The organism is Vagococcus elongatus, assembly GCF_003987645.1.
Classification (GTDB): domain Bacteria; phylum Bacillota; class Bacilli; order Lactobacillales; family Vagococcaceae; genus Vagococcus_A; species Vagococcus_A elongatus.
Genome location: NZ_NGKA01000009.1, coordinates 45147 through 62009, shown reverse-complemented (window position 1 = coordinate 62009; position 16863 = coordinate 45147). Strand labels below are relative to the sequence as shown.

The 16863-nt window shown below is 39.1% G+C and carries 15 protein-coding genes; 10 read left to right on the top strand and 5 right to left on the bottom strand.

The window, feature by feature from the left end:
• The first annotated feature begins 8 nt into the window (after positions 1–8).
• The 3 genes from CBF29_RS07190 (at position 9) to CBF29_RS07180 (ending at position 3140) form a co-directional block, all read left to right on the top strand.
• Positions 9–944 (top strand): ABC transporter permease, encoded by a 936-nt coding sequence (locus CBF29_RS07190; protein WP_245987297.1) that lies wholly within the window; start codon positions 9–11, stop codon positions 942–944.
• On the top strand, positions 945–1745 hold the full coding sequence (locus CBF29_RS07185) for an ABC transporter ATP-binding protein (RefSeq protein WP_126808966.1): 801 nt from the start codon (positions 945–947) through the stop codon (positions 1743–1745).
• Between the two features lie 423 nt (positions 1746–2168).
• Positions 2169–3140 (top strand): biotin--[acetyl-CoA-carboxylase] ligase, encoded by a 972-nt coding sequence (locus CBF29_RS07180; RefSeq protein ID WP_126808962.1) that lies wholly within the window; start codon positions 2169–2171, stop codon positions 3138–3140.
• Positions 3141–3193: 53 nt separating this feature from the next.
• Here CBF29_RS07180 and menA read toward each other — a convergent pair whose 3' ends face one another.
• The 3 genes from menA to pplA all read right to left on the bottom strand — a co-directional run bounded on the left by menA (position 3194) and on the right by pplA (position 6304).
• Complete coding sequence (gene menA / locus CBF29_RS07175; protein WP_126808959.1) at positions 3194–4141, bottom strand: 1,4-dihydroxy-2-naphthoate polyprenyltransferase; 948 nt, start codon at positions 4139–4141, stop codon at positions 3194–3196.
• Between the two features lie 12 nt (positions 4142–4153).
• Positions 4154–5251, bottom strand: a complete 1098-nt coding sequence (locus CBF29_RS07170; protein ID WP_126808957.1) for an FAD:protein FMN transferase — start codon at positions 5249–5251, stop codon at positions 4154–4156.
• A gap of 141 nt (positions 5252–5392) precedes the next feature.
• The gene (gene pplA / locus CBF29_RS07165) at positions 5393–6304 is read right to left on the bottom strand and encodes an extracellular electron transfer flavoprotein PplA (protein WP_126808954.1); all 912 of its coding nucleotides are present in this window, start codon (positions 6302–6304) and stop codon (positions 5393–5395) included.
• 249 nt (positions 6305–6553) lie between these two features.
• On the opposite strand from pplA, the gene CBF29_RS07160 reads away from it, so the two are divergent.
• The 3 genes from CBF29_RS07160 (at position 6554) to CBF29_RS07150 (ending at position 10210) form a co-directional block, all read left to right on the top strand.
• On the top strand, positions 6554–8485 hold the full coding sequence (locus tag CBF29_RS07160) for an NAD(P)/FAD-dependent oxidoreductase (protein ID WP_126808952.1): 1932 nt from the start codon (positions 6554–6556) through the stop codon (positions 8483–8485).
• Positions 8486–8599: 114 nt separating this feature from the next.
• Positions 8600–9127: a Gx transporter family protein gene (locus CBF29_RS07155; protein ID WP_126808949.1), complete on the top strand. Its 528-nt coding sequence runs from the start codon at positions 8600–8602 to the stop codon at positions 9125–9127.
• Between the two features lie 96 nt (positions 9128–9223).
• Entirely contained in the window at positions 9224–10210 is a 987-nt protein-coding gene (locus CBF29_RS07150) for a polyprenyl synthetase family protein (RefSeq protein WP_211334257.1), read from the top strand.
• Positions 10211–10358: 148 nt separating this feature from the next.
• On the opposite strand, the gene CBF29_RS07145 is transcribed toward CBF29_RS07150, so the two are convergent.
• Positions 10359–10706 carry an iron chaperone gene (locus CBF29_RS07145; RefSeq protein WP_126808947.1) on the bottom strand — a complete coding sequence of 116 codons (348 nt, stop codon included), beginning with the start codon at positions 10704–10706 and terminating at the stop codon, positions 10359–10361.
• Positions 10690–11730, bottom strand: a complete 1041-nt coding sequence (locus tag CBF29_RS07140) for a phosphotransferase enzyme family protein (RefSeq protein ID WP_126808945.1) — start codon at positions 11728–11730, stop codon at positions 10690–10692. Before CBF29_RS07140 ends, CBF29_RS07145 begins: the two co-directional genes overlap by 17 nt.
• A gap of 467 nt (positions 11731–12197) precedes the next feature.
• Here CBF29_RS07140 and CBF29_RS07135 point away from each other — a divergent pair, with 467 nt between their 5' ends.
• From CBF29_RS07135 to proB, 4 genes are all read left to right on the top strand, one after another.
• Positions 12198–13091 (top strand): hypothetical protein, encoded by an 894-nt coding sequence (locus CBF29_RS07135; RefSeq protein WP_126808943.1) that lies wholly within the window; start codon positions 12198–12200, stop codon positions 13089–13091.
• A gap of 364 nt (positions 13092–13455) precedes the next feature.
• On the top strand, positions 13456–13752 hold the full coding sequence (locus CBF29_RS07130; RefSeq protein ID WP_126808941.1) for a bacteriocin immunity protein: 297 nt from the start codon (positions 13456–13458) through the stop codon (positions 13750–13752).
• A 443-nt stretch (positions 13753–14195) separates the two neighbouring features.
• Positions 14196–15818: an ABC-F family ATP-binding cassette domain-containing protein gene (locus CBF29_RS07125; RefSeq protein ID WP_126808939.1), complete on the top strand. Its 1623-nt coding sequence runs from the start codon at positions 14196–14198 to the stop codon at positions 15816–15818.
• Between the two features lie 236 nt (positions 15819–16054).
• Positions 16055–16852: a glutamate 5-kinase gene (gene proB / locus CBF29_RS07120; RefSeq protein ID WP_126808937.1), complete on the top strand. Its 798-nt coding sequence runs from the start codon at positions 16055–16057 to the stop codon at positions 16850–16852.
• The last annotated feature ends 11 nt before the right edge of the window (positions 16853–16863 follow it).

Genomic DNA, 16863 nt, shown 5'->3' with positions numbered 1-16863 from the left:
TGACGAACATGATAGCAAATTTTTTTACTAATCTTTTTTCAATCGCCTCTTTTTCCATCGCCGAGGGACTGATGTGGTCCCTGTTAGCTGTGGGTATCTTTGTCACTTACCGAATTCTTGATGTGGCCGATTTGACAACAGAAGGGTCGTTTCCTTTAGGCGGGGCTATTACCGCTGCGTTGATCATGTCTGATTTGCCTCCGATTGTTGCTACTATCGGGGCTGTCTTCGGCGGCATGCTGGCGGGTCTAGTTTCAGGGATTATCCATACGAAACTTAAAATCCCGGCATTATTAGCCGGAATCATCACGATGACCGGACTTTACTCTATCAATTCCCGAGTCATGGGTAAAAAACCTAATCAGGCGTTGTTGGGAAAACAGACAATTTTCAACTTTATGGATGAGTTTAACTTTACCAGTAATACTGTCGTGATTATTATCGGCTTAGTGACTGTCCTTTTGGTCATCGGACTTTTATATACTTTCTTTCGAACAGAAATCGGCCTGTCAATTATTTCTACGGGAGACAACATTGAAATGAGTCAGGCTAATGGCATCAACACCGATTTTACAAAAATTTTGGGCTATATGATCGCAAACGGCATGATTGCCTTGAGCGGTTCATTGATTGCTCAAAACAACGGTTATGCTGATATTTCTTCTGGTATCGGGACTATCGTCATCGGGTTGGCTGCCATCATTATTTCTGAAGTGTTATTTTCAAAACAGCCTCTTCTGTACCGGATGTTTTCTGTTGTGCTTGGTGCAATTATCTATCGTTTTATTCTGGCCTTGATTTTAGAATTGCCAATCGAAGCCAATGACAACAAGTTTTTCTCAGCGGTCATTTTGGTTGTGGCCTTGTCCTTTCCGCTGGTTCAGAAAAAATTGCAAAGCAACAGCAAGCGACAACCGAAAAAACGCAAAGGGGGCGTTTTGTAAATGAAGACTATTTTATCGATTAAAAATCTTCAACATTATTTTGGTAAAGGGACTGTGGATGAAAATCACGTCTTAAAAGGAATCAATTTGGATATACGTGAGGGAGATTTTATTTCTATCATCGGAGGAAACGGCGCCGGAAAGTCTACCTTGCTCAACAGTGTGGCGGGAAGTTTTCCTATTACTTCCGGGTCGATTTTGTTGAATGGACAAGATATCACAAAACAAAATGTGATGAAGCGCTCAGATAAAATCAGCCGAGTCTTTCAGGACCCGCGAATGGGGACGGCTGTCAGACTGACGGTGGAAGAAAATCTCGCTATTGCCATGAAACGGGGACAATCCAGAGGTTTCTCCAAAGGGGTAAAGAAACAACAACGAAAATTTTTCAAAGAACAGCTGGCAACGTTGGGCTTAGGATTAGAAAACAGATTGCAAACTGAAATTGGTTTGCTCTCAGGGGGGCAAAGACAGGCGATCACTTTGCTGATGGCGACGATTGTCCGTCCTGAACTGCTTTTGCTGGACGAGCATTCTGCCGCCTTAGACCCGAAAACATCTCTCTTGGTGATGGAATTGACTGAAAAAATCATCTCCGAACAAAATCTGACGGCTTTCATGGTCACCCATAATATGGAAGATGCCATCAGGTACGGCAACCGGCTGATTATGCTCCACCAAGGACAGATCGTCGTTGATTTAGCCAATGAAGAAAAAAATCAACTGACGGTGCCTGATTTGCTGGAACTGTTCCACAAGAAAAGCGGCAGTCAAGTCAGCGATGATTCTTTGCTGCTGTGATTTTATCAAAAAACAAGCCAAAAATTGATTTAAGGTTTATATCACTAGCATATGAGATGATATATGAATAAAACAAACAGCTGATACTCATGAGTACCAGCTGTTTGTTTTATTGGTTCAACTTTTTAATATTTTCATCTGATAGTCGTAAATCTATTTTTGAAACTTGGTTGATTTTTTCGTTTTAATACTTTCATAAAAAGAATAGCCCATAACAACTAATGCAAACAAGAATATCTTCGAGGCTATAAGCCACCAGCCAAGGATATCCCACTCCTTTATTACATTGATTGCAACAATATTAGGGCGTATTATAAAATTTTCTGACAGTCTTTATCATTTACGCCGGTGACATTCAATTTAGTCAGAAAGGAAAGAATTTGTTATACTGAAAATAATCAATCAAACAGGGAGACCATCGTGATGACTACAAAAGAAAAATTATTGGCTATTTTTTTAAAACAAGCTGAACAACCGCTGTCAGGAGAAGTGTTAGGAAAAAAATTAAACGTCTCGCGAACGGCCGTCTGGAAAGCTATCCAAACGTTAAAAAAAGAAGGCCATCTTATCGAAAGCTTGCCTAATGTGGGGTATGTCTATTTGCCTAGCGACACAATTTTGGCCAGTGAGATACTTAAAAATATCGGTACACATGTCCCGCAATTAACTATCCAAGTAGAAAAAGAAGTCACCTCAACCAATGACCTGTTGAAAAAAGCAAGTATTGACGGTGTGGATCAGCCTGTGCTGCTCATTGCGGAAAATCAGACAAAAGGACGGGGACGTTTCGGTCGGGACTTTATTTCTAATGCGGAAAAGGGAATTTATTTTAGCTTACTCCTAAATGTTCAAAAAAAATTTAACGAACTGCCGTCCTATACGATATTATCCGCCGCAGCCTTAGCCGCTGCTATTGAAAAAAAGACTGAAAAAAACTGCCAAATCAAATGGGTAAATGACTTGTACTATCAAAATAAAAAAATTGCCGGCATTCTTTCAGAAGCTACCACAGACTTCGAAACACAGTCTATCACTTCGATTGTCATAGGCGTAGGACTTAATTTTCTAATGAGTCCGGCTGCAATCCCCACAGAACTGCAGGAGAAAGTCGGATCATTATTTACTGAACAGCCGGAAATCACACGTAATCAGCTGATTGCCGAATTTTTAAACCAGTTCTTTGACATGCTGCAAGACAAAGAGCAAAATTTTCTGACAGAGTATCGCCAGCGTTCCTTTGTCTTGGGTAAACAAGTGACCTTTAAACAGCAGGGGAAAATCTGCAGAGGTGTTGCCAAAGCGATCGGCAATACAGGAGAATTGATTGTTACCCTGGATACTGGTGGGGAAGTAGCCCTTTCTTCTGGAGAAATCAGTTTGTCATCCATCACATAAACCAATAAAATCCCGGGAACAAAAAGAACTGTTCTACGGGATTTTTTCTTTAATTATTTAGCAGTAATTAAAATACTCAAAAGCAAGCCAACGATTTGTGACACATTAAATATCACCAGATTTTTTATAGAAATAGAAAAAGTTTCGCTTTTGACTTGCTTTTTGCTAAAGGTTTTAACATTTTTAATAATCAGAGGCAAGCTCGCAAAAACGATCAGCATCACCGGATGGTATATTTTAAACAGGACTCCAATCAAAACAGTGACGTAGCAGCCGTACATCAGCCAGTTAAACAAAAGGATTCCCTTTTTTCTTCCGATATAAAACGGCAGAGTGTAACGATGATTAGAAACGTCCTCGTCTAAATCACATAAATTATTAGCCAGCATAATATTGGCGATGGTGAACACCATGGGCAGGGACGCCCAAAAAACAGGAATTATTTTTGTCAGGTCCCCGTAGAGCTTAAAGACCCAGTTATCCAACGTCAAAAAGAAAAAATATTGATCAAAAGTATTCACATAAATAGTCATGAGAAAAATACCTAGCCCCATCGTAAACCCGCTGAAAACTTCTCCTAAAGGCATTCGGGATAAGGGCACGGGACCAAAGGTGTAAAAAATCCCGATAAAACAGCAGACACCGCCCATCAGCAGCATCAGCCAACCTGTTTCAACCGTTAAATAAATACCAACCACTGCTGCAAAAGCCAGCATGGAAAAAATCAAACGGATAACTGTTTTGTCAGATAAACCAGCTTTTCCCACAATATTCGTTTCATATTTATAGTCGGTATTTTTAGCCTTTCTGTAATCCATGTAGTTATTAATCGCTGTTGTGGTCATATCAAACACAATCATTCCTAAAAAAAAGATTAAGGTATTCAGCCATTTGACTTCCCCAAAATAATACATCGAAAATAATACCCCAATAATAAAAGGAAATAAGCTGGCTAGCTTGGTTTGGATTTCCACTAATTTTAAAAAAACACTGACTGTCATGACATTCCCCTTTTAATTGTTTCTATTTTCTATCTCTTTCAATGTGTAGCGCGCCTCTTCATTGAGTTTAAAGGATTCTTTCAGACCGCTGCTCACATAAATTTCATCGTCTTTTGTCACAAAGACTGCTTCTGTCTGATCTAGGTCTTCCACAAATGCCATACCCTTTGCCACACCCATGGAGAACACTACTGTGGACAAACCATCTCCGTCAATTGATTTTTCAGAAATGATGGACACACCGGCCAACTCATTTTCAAAAGGATAGCCGGTCTTAGCATCAAATAAATGATGATAAAGTTTGCCGTCGACTTCCAAGTTTCTTTCATAGATGCCCGAAGTCACCAGCGACTGATCTGTGGCGGGTAAAGAACCCACAACTTGGTTGCGCTCTTTCTCAGGGTCCTGAATTCCCACTGTCCAAAAACCATTTTCTTTTTTTGGGCTTTGGCCCATCACATAAATATTACCGCCTAAATCGATTATGGCAGTCGTGACGTGATTTTTTTTCAGAACTTCAACAACTTCATCTGTGATAAATCCTTTGGCGATGGCACCCAAATCCAGCGCCATGTTTTTTTCCTTGAGAAAAACTGTCTTTTCTTTCTCATCTAAAATCACATCTTCATGGTTGACTAATTTCAATGCCTCATCTATTTCAGACTGTTCGGGTTTTCTGGCATCATCGAACCCGATATGCCATAATTCTGTGATCGGTCCAACGGACAAGTCAAACCCCTGCTCCGGAATCTCGGAGTAGGCGTAGGCTGTTTTGATCAAATTGAAAACATCCGAAGACACTTTGACCGGCTCGACCCCTGCCTGCCGATTGATTTCTGCCACTTCTGAATTTTCCGCATCGGGTTCATTCACCGTGATTTTATCCGCTAGTTCTTTTACTTTATCAAACGCTTGGGACAATACCTCTTTTTTCCCGTCATCAAAGATTTGAATCCTCACATAGGTTCCCATTAAATATTGCTGCTCACTGTAAGCTTCTTTATTGACCGAGACGTTATTTTCCGTTTTTTCTGTTCTCCCGCAAGCTGCAAACAGGAACACCCCTGCGATTAAGAAGAAAAAAGATAGTCTTAGGAGGTTTTTTTTCATTTTGCCCACTCCTTTCCTAGGAACGATATATTTTCTATATCCTACCTGTTTTTAAAATAAATTTAAAGCGATTCAACTTAAAACAAAAACAACAAACCGCACGAGGCAGTCTGTTGTCTTAGATAGTTAACTGGGTGAAGATTATTCAAAGACAATATTATCAACTTCGATTTTATCTGTATTGCCTTTTTCTGCAGCATTGATCAGCTGTTCAGCATACATTTGGAACGCGTTGAATGAATGAGTCGCACCAGTAACCACATCGATTTCTGATGGCACTTGTTCTTGAACTAATCCTTCATTGAATTTAGGAATAAATTCTTCAGCGTTAGTTCCAGCGATTTCTTTCATCTTTTCATTGTATTCTTGGTCGTCGATTTTAGATTTTCCATCAGCATCTACATAGTCATAGTTAGATTCTGTGATTTTATTACCTTCTACAGTAATGCTGAAGACTACACGGTAACCATTAGAATAATTTTTTTCTTCTAAGGTGTAAGTGCCGTCTTGTAATTCGCCGCCGTTGTTGATTTCGATTGTTTCAGTATTGCCAGCTTGCGCCGCTTGCACCAATTGTTGTGCATAGTTAACAAAGCTGCGGGCAGAATGTGTGGCACCAGTTACTGCTTCAATATCAATGCCTCCAGCATTTTGTGCGTCAACAAATAATTCATTCAATTTAGGAATAAATTCGGCTGGTCCTGTCCCTGATTTTTCTTTCATTGTTTCGTTGTATTCTTCGTTGTCTTTTTTAGACTCCCCATCTGCATTGACGTTGTCAAAATTTGACTCTGTAATTTTGCCGTCTTTTACTGTAATTGAGAAAGTCGCACGGTAATCATTAGAATAATTTTTTTCTTCCAACGTAAATGTGCCGTCTTTTAGGGGTGCTCCCGCTACTTGTTTTGCTTCTTCTTTTTCAGAAGTCTCTGCAGTTTCGACTGTTGATTCTTCCGTTTTATCCTTAGCAGCATCGTCACTTTGGCAGCCTACAAATAACATACCTGACACTGCAATTAGGGCAACGCCTGACAAAAATCTTGTTTTTTTCATTATAATTCCCACCTTATAGTTATTGATTACACCTTGTGAAATATGATACAAGGGTATTCTACCTTATCCTCGGTCATTTAGCAACTTTTTTTAACTATTTTTCATTAAATTCACAGTTTATTTTCAGATGAAAAGTAAGCATTTTTAGTAGACTTTTTAACTAAATATAATTATAATATGTCTGATTGTGTAATTATTATCAAACATTTTCAGCAATCTTTTTTTTAAATTGGAGAAGGGGAGAACACTATGGCAAAAATAAAAATAGTCGTAGTTGGAGCTGGTTACGCTGGGGTTTTTGGTACCAAGTTTTTATCAAAAAAACTTAAAAAAAATCCAGATGTTGAAATCACTCTAATTGATCGTCATTCTTATCAAACAATGATGACAGAACTACACGAAGTTGCGGGAGGCCGAGTTGAGCCGGAAGCAATACAATATGATTTACAGCGTTTATTCTGCCGCAGAAAAAACGTTAAGCTTGTGACAGATACAGTGACATCCATCGATAAAGAAAATAAAGTGGTTTACACTCAAAAGGGAAGTTACGAATTCGATTATGTCATCATCGGCATGGGAGCTGAAGCTAATGACTTCGGTGTACCCGGAGTAAGGCAACACGGATTTTCTTTATGGTCTATGGAGGACGCGATTCTTTTGCGTGAACATATCGAACAAACCGTTGCCCGTGCTGCTTTGGAACCAGACGAAAACATTCGACGTGAGATGCTGACTTTTGTGGTCTGCGGCTCTGGTTTTACCGGAATTGAGATGATTGGTGAACTTGTCGATCTCAAAAAAAGTATTGCAAAGAAAAATAAGATTTCTCCTGATGAGATTTCTCTCAAAGTGGTCGAAGCACTGCCAACCATTTTAAATATGCTAGAACGCTATGATGCAGACATCGCCGAGCGCTACCTTGTTAAAAAAGGTGTGGAGATTCTGAAAAGCTCGCCCGTTGTTGAAGTCAGCGAAAAAGAAGTAAGGTTACAAGACGGTACCAAAATCCCAACAAGAACGTTGATTTGGACTGCTGGTGTTCAAGCCAACAGTGATGTTAAAGACTTTGGGATGGAAACAGCCCACGCTAATCGGCTGGCCGCCAATGAATTTTTGCAGGCGGTAGGGTTTGAAGATAAAGGCATTTACGTGGTAGGTGATATCGTCTATTATGAAGAATTTGAAAATACACCTACACCACAGATTGTTCAAGCGGCAGAAGGCACTGCTCACTACGCTGCCATGAATATTTTGGCAGATATCCATCAGACGGAAAAGAAAGCTTTCAAAGGAAACTATCAAGGTTATATGGTTTCCGTAGGTTCTAAATTTGGTGTGGCTAGTTTATTTGATAAAATTCATTTAAGTGGTTTTCTAGCAATCATTATGAAGCATATCATCAATTTGAAATACTTCTTTGATATCCGTTCTGGGCACTATGCTTTCCAATATATGATGCATGAGTTTTTCCGCGTTGAAAACGAAAGAAACGTCACTCGGGGACACTCCTCTCGCAACAGCAACGTCTTATGGAGCGTGCCGTTACGTGTTTTCTACGGTTTAGTCTGGTTAGTTGAAGCCGGAAAGAAAATGATTGGTAATGGGGAAGTCTTGAAACCAAGTACATGGTTTGGTGAAGGCTCTTGGTTTGTAGGAGATTCTGTCTTCCCATGGACTTGGGAATATGCTAAGGACGCGGCAGATGCCGCAACCGGTGCTACGGAAGCTGTTGACGCTGCAACTGCCGCTACTGATGCTGTCGATGGCGCTACTGAAGTAGCCAAGTTTGGTCTAAGCTATGCCTTTGGAGAGCAGCCAATGGTCGTTATAGAAAACTCACCAGCTTGGTTTACGAAGATGATGCAGTTTATTATGCCGAACAACGATGTTGCCATGTTTTTCCAAAAATTTATGGTTTTCTTTGAAATAGCTTTAGCACTAGCTTTGATTGCTGGCCTTTTCACTTGGTTAAGCAGTGCTACAACCATTGCATTAGTTCTGACGTTTTGTCTGTCAGGAATGTTTTACTGGGTAAATATTTGGTTTATCCCTGTGGCCTTCGCTTTGATGAACGGCTCAGGAAGAACTCTTGGATTAGACAAGTGGGTACAACCTTGGATTCAGCGTACGCTGCACAAGTGGTGGTACGGCGAGGTCAAATCCATCTATGGACAAGACTGATTTCCCTGCCAACAGATAAAAGTTCTAGGGAGTTTTCTCTAGAACTTTTCTTTTCCCTTGGACCGTTACCAATGCCAGCTAAAAAATTCAGCTTTTTAGAAGGAGCTCTCATGAATGAAAAAAAATAAAAAGCTTATTTACATCTCCTTATTGGTAGCTCAGGGAGTGATTATCGGTCTGCTGGAAAACATGATTCCTTTTCCTTTTGCCATCGCTCCGGGTGCGAAACTTGGTTTGGCAAATCTGATCACGATTATCGCTATTTTTACTTTGACAAAAAAAGAAAGTTTTCTCCTTGTTTGCATGAGATTACTTTTGACGACTCTGCTGGGAGGAACTATTTCAACCTTCATTTACAGTGCGGCAGGGGCTCTGCTTAGTTTTTCTGGCATGCTCCTTGTAAAAAAATTAGGTCCTGAGCGTGTCAGTGTGATCGGCATCAGTTCAGTGGGCGGTTTTCTGCATAACGTGGGCCAGCTGATGGTCGCCAGTTTTATTGCCCGTTCGTGGTCGGTTATGTTATACTTGCCTATCCTGTCAGGCATTGGGATTCTCGCTGGAATCGCTGTGGGAATCGCTGCTAACTATCTGCTGAAAAACATCAAACTGCTTCAACAATTTCAAGCAGAGCTGGAAACATAATTATTCTTATTCAACTCTTTATCTAACAAGCGAAATCTTAACAAGTATTTACATAAAAAAGAACCGCTGGGTCATTAAACTAAAGGAGTACACACTGTGAAGATACATCCATTATGGGAAGACTATCCATCACTCAAAACTGAATTAGAGCGCACGCTTGATTTAATGGAGACATCCATCAACTTGGCGAATAAAGAAGTGGAAAATGCTATCTTGGAAATGATCCATTCCGGTGGAAAATTATTGAGACCAGCCTACCTTTTCCTTTTTTCACAATTCGGAAAAAAGAAGGACACACAAAAAACCATTGCTTTGGCTGCGTCGATTGAAACACTTCATACTGCGACATTGATCCATGATGACATAGTGGATGAAGCGGCCACTCGAAGAAGCTTGCAAACCATCCAGCATAAATTTGGAAAAGATGTGGCAGTTTATGCAGGTGATTATCTTTTCATCGTGTGTTTTAAGCTTCTGGCACATCATGTCTCCTCTTTAAAAAGCATTCAATTGAATGCAAATAGTATGGAGAAAATTCTTGATGGGGAACTGGGGCAAATGGATGACCGCTACGATTACAACATCTCTGTGGAAAGTTATATCAAAAACATCTCCGGAAAGACCGCCGAATTATTTTCTTTAAGCTGCTTTTTGGGTGCATTTGAGAACAACGCTGCTGCCGATTTGTCTTCCCAAGCAAAAGACATCGGTTTGAATATCGGCATTGCGTTTCAAATTTTAGATGATATTTTAGACTATTCCCAGAATGAAACAACTATCGGCAAACCCGTCTTAAAAGATGTCCGTCAAGGAATTTATTCTTTGCCGCTGATTTGTGCCATGACATCCCACCGACAAGAACTGATGCCCTACCTTGATAAAAAAATCAAGATGAGCGATGAAGACACACAAAAGATTTATGACATCGTCAAACAGGCTGACGGTATCACCAAAGCTCGCATACTAGCGGAAGAATACACGCAAAAGGCTTTGGAACAACTATCTAAATTACCGGAAACTAAAGAAAACACTAGAGAAACGTTGATAAAATTGACCACTCAACTGTTAAATCGTCAAGCCTAAGCTGACTATCAGAATCAAATTTTTTCAAAAAATTGCCTAACAAATAAACAAGCCCCATGTTCTTGATGTTTCAAGAATGTGAGGCTTGTTTTATCTCTATCAATTATTTTTCATCAGTCTCTCAGTTTTTTTGTAATCGTTTAGTTTTTTATTCAACTTGTTGGACTCTCCACAAAGTGATTTTTTTTATCAAGTCATAGGGAATCGGTCGGGACAAAGGAAACTGAACCGCCCCTTTGCTGGTTTTATACTCAGCCAGCTCCTCAGAAAATTTTTCGATTGCGGCTGGTGTGGGATAAAACCCGATGTGATGTTTGGCATTGGCAAAATGAACCAAGTTTTCTTTTTGATAATAAGTAGGCATGCCATACTTGATCATTTCTGTTGCATTTGGTGCCGCCTCTTTGATCTCTTGACGGATTTTCCTCAAAATATCTTGTCTGTCTTCAGGAAACTGACTGATATATGCTGCCACAGTGCTACTGTTGTTCTTCAAATCCCATCATCTCCCTCTCCCAAGTCTGTTTATACTCACCAACTTCAGCATAAAATGACCACTTGTTTTCTTGAAATTGAAAAATAGGTTGATGATTTTCTATCCTTTGACGGCTTTCCTGTAAAAATCCCGCTTGCCAAGCAGAAAGATGGTCAAAATCCCATTTTTTGTAGGCCCCCACGTAGGCAATCAATTCCCTTAAACGTAAATACAATGGAACAAAAGATAAATCACAGGCATCTGAAAACTGTTCTTTGTATCCTAACTGAAAATGATAGCAGAATTCTTTGGCAATCTTATCCCGCTGACCATTATTATTTAACATCCCATACAAGGTATAATACAATGCCACCGAGAAATCTTCACACAACAAGCTATACTGACTCTCGTCATAGTCGATGATAATCAGCCTGTCTTCATTGAACAAAAAATTTTCATGATGGATATCCCCGTGGACCAAGCCATAATCACAAGAGCCTTCTGTCGCTTTCTTTATTTCTTCCACCAGCAAAGCGCAACTTTCGTAAACCTTGATTTGATTTTTGGGAATATGTTGTCCAAACTCCTGCAAATATTGATTATCATGCCACTGACGGCGTGTGCCCCTTTTTAAAGTGAAGTCTCTGCTGTTGGCATGTACCTTGCCAATCTCTACACCTAGTTTATAAAATAATTCCGGTCGATTCAGATAAGAGTTGTAACTAATGTGCTGTCCTTCAATCTTATCAAATAAAACAAAATAATAAGGAGTAGAGGTATCTTCCAAATCAATACAATAATTATTTTGAATGGTTGCTACCGGAGAGGGGACTTCCAGATGATTTTTTAGATGAAGGAGCCACTCCGCCTCCCCCAAGATGTCTTCTTTTCCCCGATTAGCCTTTGGCGTACAACGCATAATAAAATCAGCGGTGTCCGTCTCCACCTCATAGACAATATTTTGCCAGCCTCTTTTATTTTGTCGTAATGCGCTTACATTTAGATCGTAAAGATTTTTTAATATAGCTTTAACTGTTTCCTCCAATTCGCCGACCCCCTTCCCCCATCACAACAAGCCTCATCTAACTGAATACTTTCACTATAAAGCAACCGTTATTTTATTTCAAACAAAAACCTTCCCTTCAAAAAACAATGGAGCAGGAAGTTTGTCATTGAACAAAAAGCGGAGGTTAGATGGAAGGATTCATAACACGATAGTTTAATTAATTTAAGATCGCTATATTGATTGAAAAAGGATATACTGTATTCAGCTGTACTCAAGAAAACAACAACTGATAACAACGGTCCTTGCCAGCCAGCTTCAAGGCTTCGACAGCCGTTCATTAAACCGATGTTTTTGCCTTTTGGGATGACCTTTATTGTCCCGTGAGTGATACAGTTATTTGCTTTGTTGCTTACAAAAATCAACCACCATTAAAATTGAAACACTGGACGATTTAGATCTTTTGTCACTGGTCTATTATCTTATAAAAGAATTGAAGGAGCGTATCAATGAAATACAAATTAACGTTACTAATGACCCTATTATTGTTTAGCCTGTTAGGAGGTTGTAGCAAGAAACCAGCAGACGACAAATCTACTGACATAACCACAGATGAAACCGCTGAACTCACGGAAAGTAGTACAAAGACTTCTGAAACTACTGAAACAAGCGAGTTTGATACATTATCATTATCAGAACAAATCTTGCTATATGCCAACACCGTAGATCGACGAATCAATGACTACCCGGGGTTGGAAGGTCTAGACTTAAATTATATAATTGAGGGCAATGATCTTTACTTCCAAATTCATAGCGGTGCCGGCTCCGGTCATCCCATCTTTCATCTAATTATTGATGAAAATGGAATTTTACCACTTCAAGGGGTATGTTATGTAGGAATAACAGGATATGAAGCCACTCCTGTGGAGGAAACATTAGTTTCAAAAGAAGAGTTGCTGGATTATTATAAGAAAAATCAGCCAATGATTCAACAGGCAACAGCAAAAGTTAAAGAAAGCACAGAAATTAAGCAACTTTTTTTAGATAGCTTATCCTACGCAGGCATTAGTTTTAAAAATACCGACGGGTCAGTTGAAGTAACTCCGCCAACAGAAGAACAAATTCTGAACTACTTTAAAATGTATGTGATGGATGACCTTAGTAATTTAGCTATCACTGCTGACTCAAAAAATCAGGCGCACTACGGGTATGGAGATGAAGAAACCACCCAACTTATTATTAGATTTGGTGGTGGATTCGCTTATTACGTTTCAATTGAGGGCAACCGTATTATTTATACAGGTTATTCCTTTGGAGGCGTTAGAGATGATCGGACAGTTGAAAAAATCAAACATCAGGATGCTTACTTTGACTTTGCTACTGGGGAACACGGGCTACTCTAACATATCATTACGATTACTAGACACTTTCTGATTATTAGAAGGTGTTTTTTTATTTATGAACTTTTCAAAATCTCTAACAACTCACTGCTTCTTTTCTCCATAAACCATTCAATGGCTGCTCCTTTTTAAGCTGAAAGATGGCTATGAACAAAATGACAGATCCCATAATTGAGAGGAAATGTTGAGGACCAGCAACAAATCTTATACTTGATATTGTTTTTTTGAGAGAGTAAACTGTCTGTGTAAATGTTGAAAAATTCGTAATATTTTCATTTATATGATGTTTAATGTTTTTGAGAATTGTTTCCGAATTCAAAGACAACATGTGAAAAAAATTTTAGACATGTTCAAGGAGTGTACATCTATGGAAAAGTTAAAATGGTTTGCAGGGGGAAAAGAACGAAAAGAGCAAGCAGTCACTCTCATCACAGAGCTGCTCAGCGAGTTAAAGAATGATCCGAAAAGCTACTCATTACAAAAGCTCTTGATTAACTATCAAGAGGACTTGGAAAGACAGCAGACGGCGATTCCCTATATTTTGAGCCGGATGACGATGGATATTTCCAGCGTTATCAGAAAAGAGGAGATCACTTTATCAAAAGACCAGTCAGATAAGTTAAAACAATTAATTTCCCTGTTAAATATTAGATACGGGTATTAAGTAACAGAAACTTACTGATTCCCTTACTGTTATAACTTTTAGAATGAAGACTGGACACATAGTATCGACTCATAAATCAAGCTGAAATCCTAAGACATTAGATTTATTTACAAACTAAAAAGGTCGAGGAGAGTTCCTTCTCCTTAACCTTTTTACAATTTTTAATAGTTTCTCTATGTTTGAATCAAAACCATGGTGATGCATAACCTTGGATAGAAACAGTGATCGTGATGACGGAAAAGCCGGGGAGACAGAACAAAGACTTTACTTGTTTAACCAATCTCTACACTGACAGAGAAAAAAGCCTACGAATTCATTTCGCATGGGTAGATAAAAGAAAAGGAGCCCACTCCTTCCATTCTCCTCAATGATTATCTTGCGAAAGCCCCGGTTAATCGTTATAATGCACTAGAGAGAAAATTCTACAAGAAGAGGAGCTACACATGATTACAGTAACTGATGTAAGTTTACAATTACCTGATCGTAAACTTTTTGATAACGTCAATATTAAATTCACTCCCGGCAATTGTTACGGGTTGATTGGTGCCAACGGAGCTGGAAAGTCAACATTTTTAAAAATTCTATCCGGGGAATTGGACCCAAGTACAGGAAATGTCTCACTAGGGCCTGATGAACGTCTGGCCACTTTGGCACAGGATCACTTTGGCTTTGAAGATTTCACTGTTTTGGAAACAGTGATTATGGGTCATAAACGACTTTATGAAGTAATGAAGGAAAAAGATGCCCTTTATATGAAAGAAGATTTTTCAGAAGAAGACGGCAACATGGCTGCAGAACTGGAAGGGGAGTTTGCTGAGTTAAACGGCTGGGAAGCTGAACCGGAAGCTGCCACACTGCTGCAAGGTTTAAATATTTCAGAAGAACTCCATGACAAAAAAATGAGTGAACTGCCGGAAGGACAAAAAGTTAAAGTCCTGCTTGCCCAAGCTCTGTTTGGTCAGCCGGACGTCTTACTGTTAGACGAGCCAACAAATGGATTAGATACCAAATCTATCGAGTGGTTACAAGAGTTTTTGATCAATTTTGAAAACACTGTGATTGTTGTTTCCCATGACCGCTACTTTTTAAATACTGTGTGTACACACATGGCAGATTTAGACTTCGGAAAAATAAAATTATTTGTGGGCAACTATGATTTTTGGCTGGAATCAAGCCAGTTAGCAGCAAAATTGCAAGCAGACCAAAATGCTAAAAAAGAAGAAAAAGTCAAGGAATTACAAGAATTTATCGCGAGATTCAGTGCCAATGCTTCCAAATCAAAACAAGCAACATCCAGGAAAAAAATGTTGGAAAAAATTGATATTGAAGATATTCAACCTTCCTCTCGGCGCTATCCATTCGTTGGGTTTTCACCTGAGAGAGAGATAGGAAACGACTTGCTGCACGTGGAAAATATTTCTAAAACGATCGATGGAAAAAAAGTTTTAGATAATGTTTCATTTACACTGGCAAAAGGCGATAAAGCTGCCTTCCTATCAAATAATGACATTGTTTTGACGACCTTATTTAAAATATTGATGGGAGAAATCGAACCTGATTCAGGCTCTTTCCGCTGGGGAGTCACAACCTCTCAAGCTTACTTGCCAAAGGATAATTCTACTGAATTTTCTTCTGACATAACGATTTTGGATTGGTTGAGACAGTACGCTTCCAAAGAAGAGGACGATAATACTTTCCTAAGAAGTTTTCTCGGCCGTATGTTGTTCTCTGGAGAAGACGTGATGAAACCTGTGAACGTCCTATCCGGTGGGGAAAAGGTCCGTTGTATGCTTTCTAAATTAATGTTGTCTAAAGCGAATGTCTTGGTCCTTGATGACCCGACAAATCACTTGGACTTGGAATCTATTACGGCATTGAATGATGGTTTGATTGTTTTTAAAGGCGCCATCCTATTTGCTTCCCATGACCATCAGTTTATCCAAACAACTGCCAACAGAATCATCGCTGTTTCTGCTAAAGGTGTTGTAGATTATCCAAATTCATCTTATGATGACTTTTTGGAAAACCAGCGGGTTCAAGCTAAAGTTAAAGAAATTTACTCTTAATTCAAAAGCTGAGAATTAATTTTCTCAGCTTTTTTTATTTTAGTTACTTTTTAGAATCTGCTTGTACAATTTTCCTGAAATGATTTTATAGAGCATGGTTAGTTGATTATGATAAACAAACCTTAGTTTAATCTTTTTTTAATCTTAATCTTTTGATATAATGAAAGCCAATTATCCCATGTGATAGGATATTTAGTCTTAACGCACTGGATGAATCTATAAAGGAGCGAATGAACTTGCGGACATCTATTAAAACTGTTAAACGAATTGTAGTAAAGGTAGGCACGAGCTCCTTAATTTTGCCTAACGGTCGAATGAATTTAAAGGCTATTGACCAGCTATCCTTTACGTTGTCAGACTTGGCAACACAAGAATATGAAATCATCCTCGTGTCATCGGGAGCTATCGGTGCCGGCATGGTTCATCTTAATTTGCCATACAAGCCTCAATCCATTGCGGAACAGCAAGCACTTGCGGCTATCGGTCAATTAGAATTAATGAATTTATATAACCAGCGCTTCAAAGTCTATCATCAAAAATCAGCTCAAGTGTTGCTGACAAGAGACGTTATTGATTTTCCAGAAAGCCGAAGAAATGTTTACAATACTTTTCATGAACTGCTCAAAATGGGAATCATCCCGATTGTTAATGAAAACGACAGTGTTGCTGTTGATGAATTAAATCATCAAACTGTGTTTGGTGACAACGACCAGTTATCAGCCATCGTAGCAAATCTCGTGCAGGCTGATCTGCTCATTATTTTATCAGACATCGACGGTTTCTATTCTGATGACCCGCGAACAAATAAAAAAGCCAAAATTTTTCATCATATTCCTGAAATCACAGCTGATTTATTTGAGTGTTCCGGAGATAAAGGCAGTGAATTAGGGACTGGCGGCATGATTACCAAGCTAAAAGCAGCAGAACTCATTTTAAACAACAATGGAAAAGTTGTTTTAGCTAACGGGAAAAAACCTAGTATTCTCTTTGATATTTTAGATGGAAAAGAAATAGGGACTTTGTTTGGAAAGTAGAAAGGAAGAGA